This window comes from Aquirufa sp. (genome assembly GCF_964796385.1).
In genome coordinates this window covers 1-7,881 of the sequence record NZ_CBAUBA010000056.1, presented here as the reverse complement: position 1 = coordinate 7,881, position 7,881 = coordinate 1, and the positions used below count along the sequence as shown (strand labels likewise).

Genomic DNA, 7,881 nt, shown 5'->3' with positions numbered 1-7,881 from the left:
GGCTTCATTTAAAATTTGCTCCTTGGAAACAAATTCGATGTCATGCAATTGGAATAAATCGACATGATCCATCTGTAAGCGCTGTAGGGATTCATCAATACTAGCCATGATTCGCTTGGTTGAAAAATCAAAAACCTGCAGGTCGTAACGACCGCATTTGGTCGCGACAAATAAATCATTTCGCTTTCCTTTTAAAGCCTTTCCCAAGCGCGTTTCCGCTAAGGTAATTCCGTAAAATGGAGATACATCAAAAAAATTAACACCATGATCAATCGCATAATGTACCGCCTGCATTCCTTCCTTTTCATCCACAACATCGAAAACGTTTCCCAGCGGAGACGCTCCATATCCCAATACAGAAACGAGTTCATTCGTTTTTCCTAATTTCCGGTATTCCATAGGTAATATAAAATAGGTTTAAAGAATCTGATAAACTTATGGGAAATTCCCAACAATTGAAAATTAATTTTAGAGATAAAACTAAAAGAGGACGGTGAAAAATCATACAAAAACCTAGATATTTGACAAAATAAAAATGACATTGAAAATCAGCCTACTTATTTTCCTTTGCTTATTGGGGTGTTCTCAATTACACGCGCAAAAAAATCAAGAACAGCGTAAGAGTCCTAATTTTGGGTGTACGTTCGAGGATGGACCTTTTCCAGCTAACATAATCGCTATTCAATCCGAGAAGCCTTTGAAAAGTTTTCCGTTTTCAACGGTTGTTGATATTCAAGGCTGTCAAGTCATTCATATTTCATTTGATAAAATTGATAAGGAGTTTGTTGCGAATTTTAGGCCAACTGATATCGATGATTCCGGGAACGTGCTCATTCGTGCTGAACGAGGACTTCGATATGAGATTCATTTAATTCTTCCCTAAAGTGAATGAGTCTCCGTTCTGCTATATTTTTTGACCCACTGTACTTTGGTAAAAATTTGATTTGATGTCTACAATTAATTCCATCATTCGGAGGGTATTTATGGCTTGTTTTTTGTTTTTAAGCCATGAACTTATCTGTCAAAGTCTAGAACAAAATATTCGAGGACGCATTGTTGACAAAGAAACACTTCAGCCGTTAGCTGGTGTAAGTGTGCGAATTTCCCCTCACCAACAAGTTGTTTTTTCAGATTCGATGGGGAGATTCAATTTTGCAAGAACTCCGATAGGTCGCTATAAAGTTACTTTTTCCCGATTGGGCTATGTTCCGTATGAAATACCCATGATGGAGGTCACCAGTGGTAAAGAGATAGTTCTTCCGATCGAAATGGAGGAAAAAGTTGTTTACCTACGTGAGGTGAGAATTGTTGCTGAGAAGCGAAAGGATCAGGCTTTGAATGAATCGGCTTTAATTAGTACGCGGCAATTTTCATTGGCTGAAGCAAATAGATATGCCGGTGGATTTCAAGATCCGGCACGAATGGCTTTGAATTTTGCAGGTGTTAGTAATGCCGGTTCAGATCAAAATAATGAAATCATTATCCGAGGAAATTCACCAAAAGGCTTATTGTGGCGTATGGAGGGTATTGAAATTCCCAATCCCAATCATTTTGGTGATGGTCAAGGGTCAACGAGTGGAATTATTTCCATGATTAATTCGACAAGTTTAGCGAACTCTGACTTTATGACTTCTGCATTTCCTGCGGAATATGGAAACGCGTCTTCCGGTGTATTTGATTTACGTTTTCGCCGAGGAAATAATGAGAAATTAGAGTGGATGGCCCAACTTTCTGTGGTTGGAATTGATTTAGCATTGGAAGGACCCTTGGGAAAACAGGGTGGTTCTTACCGAGTAGGTGCGCGGTATTCAACGTTAGAATTACTCTTAAAATCGGGTTTGGTACGTATTAATACGGGAAATTTCAAGCCTGCGTATCGTGACGTTAACTACACGATTGAGGTTCCACTTAAAAAGGCTGGTACGCTTAGCTTTTGGGGCTTAATGGGCTCCAATGACACTGAGGATGAAAAAATTAAGACGAGGGAATATTCTTCTGGATTCATAGGTGTTTTTGGCGTAGGGCATAAACTACCCATGAAGCATGGAAATTTATCTAGTAACCTGGCCTTTACACAAGAATCTACCCAATTTGATCGAGATGAAATTTTAAATTCGCAATGGAGGAGTATTCGAAATCAGTCCTATCGTTACCCCAATTGGCGGCTTAATTCCACCTATTTACATAAAGTGTCAAGTGCTACAACGTTAAAACTAGGTTTTATTCTCAGTAGGTTAGGTTTTGATCTACAAGAAAATCGTTGGAATGGTAGGGCTCTCGTGAATTATTTACAGGAATCCGATGCGACTTATTATTCGCAAGTATTTACACAGGTAACCCAAAAATGGACTCCTTTTCTTCAAAGTACCATCGGACTTCACGCGTATCATTTTAGTTTAAATGGGGCAAAGGCACTGGAACCGCGCATGGCTATTTCATTCCAAAATCAGACGGGTGGCCGATTTGGCCTGGGTCTTGGTTGGCATTCCCGTTTAGAGCCGCTTTCCATTTATTTATATAAAAGGTACCCAAGTCCAGGAATATTTGTTCAACCAAATAAATCCATAATTCCTTCGCGTTCCATGCATCAAGTGCTTTCGTTTGACCAACTGCTAGGGGAGTCGACCCGACTAAAAATTGAGGCATATTGGCAGGATATTCAACAAGTACCTATTGATTCAGCGCGAAATGGTGTTTTTTCGATGGTCAATTACAGCTCAGGAATTCCTTCTCAAGTATTGGTTAATGAGGGAAAAGGAATAAATAAAGGGTTGGAATTTACGTTGGAGCGATTTTTTGCGAATGATTTTTATTACTTACTCACGGCTTCATTGTTTGACTCAAAATACCAGAACAGAAATTTAATTTGGCGAAATACACAGTTTAATAATTTGTTTGCTGCGAATCTGTTGGTAGGTAAAGATTTCCAATTGAATAAACAAAAAACGCTATCGATCAATTTTCACTACATGTTGCGTGGCGGTAATCGATATACGCCCGTCAATTTGCCCGAATCCATTAAAAGAAATACAACCATATTGCAGTCGGCAAAAATCAATGAGGCTCAATACCCTAATTTTAACCGACTTGATTTTTCACTTGCTTATAAAATTAATCGTAAAGGGCATACTTGGTCTATTCGAGCGGACGTACAAAATAGTTTGAATACCAATAATGTGATTGAAGAACGGTATGATTCGGCGATAAAAGCGCTTGCGTACCGCTATGCTTTGCCGATGGTACCCATATTGAGTACGCGGTTAGATTTTTAGAGAACTGAGTATATCACTTTTTAGTAACTTCGTAAATCTTGTAATTTTAGTTAGTCATTATCCTGATGAAATATTTAATCTGCTGTTTAATTATGCTTAATTCTTGTGCTCCTGTACCTTCTACTAAAGGATCTTTTGGTTTTGATTTGGAATTTCTTAAAAAAAGTGAACCTGAAATACTTGTTTTGGAGGATGAAAAAGGAGATGCCAAAGTGATTATTTCACCAGCTTTGCAAGGTCGGGTGATGACGAGCACCGCGGCAGGAGACAAAGGAATTTCGTTCGGTTGGCTTAATTATGATTTATTAGCTTCGCGCAAGATTTCCAAGCATATGACGGCCTTCGGAGGGGAGGAGCGTTTTTGGTTAGGCCCGGAGGGAGGACAATTTTCTGTCTATTTTAAGCAGGGCAAAGATTTTTCGTTTGAAAATTGGCAAGTTCCCAAAGAATTAGATTCTTCTCCTTTTGAAGTCCAATCTGCGACAAGAACAGAAGCTAAATTTGTGCAAAATATGCATTTTCAGAATTACATTGGAAATGATTTATACTTACGCGTAAATCGGGATATACGCTTATTAACTCCCGCGAATATTCAAACTTTGATTGGAATTAATCCATCAGGCGACCTAAAAATGGTCGGTTTTGAAACGACTAATTCGATTACGAATACAGGGGAAAAGCAATGGAATGAGACGCATGGGATGCTTTCTATTTGGATATTAAGTATGTTAAACGCGACGGAGAAAACAGTTGTGGTGGCACCATTCAAAACGGATGGGGAAGGGCCCATCTATACGGATGATTATTTTGGTCAAGTTCCATCCACGAGATTGCGGAATGAAAATGGCGTTATTTTCTTCAAGGCAGATGCGAAGTACCGAAGTAAAATAGGTATTTCACCTGCGCGGGCTTTGCCGTTTATTGGGAGTTATGATGCTGAAAAACAGGTTTTGACGGTGGCTCAATTTGATTTGCCGAATGATCATTCACCCTATTTGAATGGGAAATGGGAGCTTCAAGCTGATCCATTACAGGGTGACGCTGTAAATGCATATAACGATGGCATTAACAATGGTACTCAGCTAGGCCAATTTTATGAAATTGAGAGCTCATCACCAGCTGCGGCATTGCAACCAGGAAAAACCTTGACACACCACCACCGAACGATTCATTTTACGGGGGACAAAAATGCATTAGATAAAATCAGTTTGCATGTATTTGGTATTCGCGTGGATCAAATAAAATAAGTTGGCTGTTGGTTGAATTTATCGAAAAATTAAATAGTAACCTTTTTGCCAGTTTTGACAGCTTTATAAATAGCGTCAACAATCCGCAAATCTTGTAAGCCCTCCTCGCCATTCATGGGAATGATGGGTTGCTTGCCGTCCAAAATAAATTTCGCCATTTCATCCATTTGGACTGTTTGATGGTTTACATGTGGAAATTCAATTTCACCTTGATGCGTTCGAGCCATAATGGGGCCATAGCCAGTGGCTGGTTTCAGCTCCGCAAATCCCTTTGTCCCATCCAAGAAAAAGCGATCCAAATTATTTAAGGCATAGGTAGATAAACAGGAGGCAATTGCGCCACTTGGAAAACCCATTTGAAATTGAATGGTCTCGTCAACACCCTCTTTAAATTTATTAAAATCAGTCTTTGTTTCTTGGGCTGTGACCCAGATAGGTTCTTCTCCAATCATATAGCGTGCTCCGTTCACAGAATAGATACCAATATCCATCATGGATCCTCCTCCAGCCAAGGCTTTATTTAATCTCCATTGTTTGGGGTCGCCAATGACAAAACCTGATAGGCCTTGGAAAAATAAAATCTGGCCAAATTCGCCTTCTCGACGCTTGCGGACTACTTCTAATGTCTTGGGTTCTAGATGCATGCGGTAGCCAACTACTAAATGTACTCCAGCTGTCTTGCAATAATCCACCATTTCTTTTCCTTCCTTCGCATTTAGGGCCATCGGTTTTTCTACAATGACGTGTTTTCCGGCTCGCGCTATTTGAATAACGTTATCCTTGTGTAAGGCATTGGGTGTGGTGATATAAACCGCATCAATTTCTTGGTTGGCTTTAATCTGATCCACCGTTTCGTAGGAATATCGGCTAGACTCGGGAACTTGATATTTCGCTCCCCAGGCAACTAATTTAGTAGGTGTTCCACTGATTAATCCTGTGATTTTCACGCGGGGACATGCTTGTATTGCTTTGGCTACTCGATCGCAATATCCACCTAATCCCATCAAGGCTACGCGGAGGATTGGACCATCCGCTGTTTTTGATTCCTCGACTGGCGTATTGGCCAATTTGAAATTTTCAAGTTCTTGTGAAGCCGTAGCTGCAAAGGGTGCAGCCATCATGGGTATAGAAAGTGACTGTAGGAATTTTCTACGAGAACGCATGGTATTCAAGGGTTAAAAATGGGTGTTAATCTTTAAATTGACGGGATTGTGACAAATCTGATTTTGGAAAATCAGCTGGAATAGGGATATCTACTTTTCCGGTTGCCGCCCACTGGGTACCACGTAATAGGCTAGTGATAAATCCAACGCAGTTAACTGAATAATCCGCATGGCCCATAGGCGTGTGAAAAATTCGACCTTTGCCGTATTTGATAGTCAACAACATGGGTTCATGTCGGCCTGATCCCTTATTTTCCACCGCAGAAAAGGCAGTTCCCAAGACCTCCATATTTTCTGCGGGGCCTCTTAACCGATCATACATTTCATCTTGCGTATGCATCCAAGTTGTTGGCATACCCTTAGTAATGGGATGATTTGCATTGCGAATGGTAATTTGAAATTCTTTTTGGGGCCCATGGGAACCTGCCCGACCAGGACTTGAGTCGCGTACTTCTTTGTTGTTTAGGTCAAAATATACATAAGGACCGTCTTTTTCTGTTCGATTGCCCCAACCGCCTATTCCGATCATTTGATTATAGGCTGACCATTCTGGAAATGAATTATCTGCAGCATGTAGGACTACTAATCCGCCACCATTTTTAATAAATTGGTCAAAATCTGCTTGTGTTTCCTTGGGCCATGGTGCGGCATTCCAACCAAAATTACAAATCACGACATCGTAGGCTTTAAAATTGGGATGAAAACTTGAATCCATTTGTGATTTAGGAAGATCGACTGAGGCAGAAACGCCAGGAATCACATACTTAGTCAGATACTCCTTTCCATTCCAAGTAGTCTTTGTTCGTTGAACATCTACGGTAAATTTCCCCGTTTCCTCTAAATAACGCTTCATCATAAACGTTATTTTCGCCCATTGATCATGGTTGTTTTGACCGTCAACGATTAAGGTTTTAATGGGTGATTTTTTAAAGGGTGCCGCGTTGCATGTAGGCGAAACAATTGTCAACAAGCTAATCTGAAGTAGGACGAACATCATCCACATGTAAGGTTTCTTTTTCATAGGTCAAAGGGTGATGCGTTGCAAAAAATTGATTTAAATAGGTTTGCTTCGAATTTAAATTTTCTTTTTTTCCTTTGCAATATTTTGATGTTTTTGTTTTGAATGAAATATTTTTAACTTCGAAAACATTCAAAATTACAGTTAAAATTAGCTGCATTCATTTACTAGTTTACTACAAATGCTGAAATCTTTTCTTTATTGGATCCAAGTCATTTTGTATGTTGTGCGCTTGTTTGGTTGGATTCAATTAGAGCGCTGGAAAAACCCGAAAAAGATTTTTATTGGTATAGCTATGGATGGCGACTTGGGAGATATTATCGCCTCGGAGCCTATTTTACCTGAGTTGGCCGCTAAATATCATCCCGTACACATAACTTGGATTTGCCACCCATCTTATTTTCCTATTTTCCAATTTCACCCATTGGTCGACCGCATGTGGGAGCAAAAGTTCACATTACTAACACATATACTACTTCGTTTAAATCCATTTGATCATTTTTTCGCTTTGCATTTGTCGGACTTTAGGCAAGATTCGGTAACCAAAATTAGTATCAAAAACCCCAAGGCAGATGCGCTTAACCTTCGATTAGACAACTATTATCACGAACACACGTTGTTAGAAGTCGCATCGCAGTTAGCCGATTTAGGAAAATTAAACATACAACCCCAGCTTTACCTAGATCAGATTCCGTATTCTTTGCCGTTTGAGGGTGCATATTGGGTAATTCATACCAAATCAAATAATGGAATGCGTGACTGGCGCGATGATTATTGGTTGTCCTTACTCAATTTTGCGATGGACACTTGGTCTATTCAATGTGTTGAAATTGGCCAAAAAAATCCATTGCCTTTTGAGAGACCTGGTTTTAAAAGCTTGGTTGGCAAAACCTCACTCATCGATTCCATGAAAATTATCCGCGGGGCTTCTTTTTTTATTGGCTTAGATTCTGGTCCCACACACATAGCAAACGCATTTAAAATCCCTGCGCTCGTCATTTGTGGCGAATTTCAAAATTTCAAGACCTATCGTTCCTATTCGGGGGCATATCAAAATCCAGATGTGGCTAACATATTATTTAATCCCAGTGGGAAGGCTGAGGAATTGTCTCTAGAAACAGTTAAAATAGCCTTATTTGACGCAGTCCAAAAAACACAAATAAATCTTGAAAAATTATAAG

At 39.8% G+C, this 7,881-nt stretch carries 8 protein-coding genes; 4 read left to right on the top strand and 4 right to left on the bottom strand.

Features of this window, described 5'->3' with window-relative positions:
* Positions 1–399, bottom strand: a 399-nt coding sequence (locus AC1W6K_RS11575) for an aldo/keto reductase (RefSeq protein WP_481947605.1), incomplete at its 3' end; no start/stop codon positions are given.
* 136 nt (positions 400–535) lie between these two features.
* On the opposite strand from AC1W6K_RS11575, the gene AC1W6K_RS11570 reads away from it, so the two are divergent.
* The 3 genes from AC1W6K_RS11570 (at position 536) to AC1W6K_RS11560 (ending at position 4,519) form a co-directional block, all read left to right on the top strand.
* Entirely contained in the window at positions 536–883 is a 348-nt protein-coding gene (locus AC1W6K_RS11570; RefSeq protein WP_481721611.1) for a hypothetical protein, read from the top strand.
* 64 nt (positions 884–947) lie between these two features.
* Entirely contained in the window at positions 948–3,272 is a 2,325-nt protein-coding gene (locus AC1W6K_RS11565) for a TonB-dependent receptor (RefSeq protein WP_481947604.1), read from the top strand.
* A gap of 92 nt (positions 3,273–3,364) precedes the next feature.
* The gene (locus AC1W6K_RS11560) at positions 3,365–4,519 is read left to right on the top strand and encodes a DUF6786 family protein (RefSeq protein ID WP_481947603.1); all 1,155 of its coding nucleotides are present in this window, start codon (positions 3,365–3,367) and stop codon (positions 4,517–4,519) included.
* 29 nt (positions 4,520–4,548) lie between these two features.
* Here the strand turns inward: AC1W6K_RS11560 and AC1W6K_RS11555 are convergent, their stop codons facing one another.
* From AC1W6K_RS11555 to AC1W6K_RS11545, 3 genes are read right to left on the bottom strand one after another with little or no spacing between them, the layout of a single operon-like run.
* The gene (locus AC1W6K_RS11555) at positions 4,549–5,682 is read right to left on the bottom strand and encodes a Gfo/Idh/MocA family protein (RefSeq protein ID WP_481947602.1); all 1,134 of its coding nucleotides are present in this window, start codon (positions 5,680–5,682) and stop codon (positions 4,549–4,551) included.
* A gap of 25 nt (positions 5,683–5,707) precedes the next feature.
* Positions 5,708–6,703: a ThuA domain-containing protein gene (locus AC1W6K_RS11550; RefSeq protein WP_481947601.1), complete on the bottom strand. Its 996-nt coding sequence runs from the start codon at positions 6,701–6,703 to the stop codon at positions 5,708–5,710.
* Positions 6,654–6,860 (bottom strand): hypothetical protein, encoded by a 207-nt coding sequence (locus AC1W6K_RS11545; RefSeq protein ID WP_481947600.1) that lies wholly within the window; start codon positions 6,858–6,860, stop codon positions 6,654–6,656. The genes AC1W6K_RS11550 and AC1W6K_RS11545 overlap by 50 nt, the downstream gene beginning before the upstream one ends.
* Positions 6,861–6,881: 21 nt before the next feature.
* Here AC1W6K_RS11545 and AC1W6K_RS11540 point away from each other — a divergent pair, with 21 nt between their 5' ends.
* The gene (locus AC1W6K_RS11540) at positions 6,882–7,880 is read left to right on the top strand and encodes a glycosyltransferase family 9 protein (RefSeq protein WP_481947599.1); all 999 of its coding nucleotides are present in this window, start codon (positions 6,882–6,884) and stop codon (positions 7,878–7,880) included.
* Position 7,881: the final 1 nt, after the last annotated feature.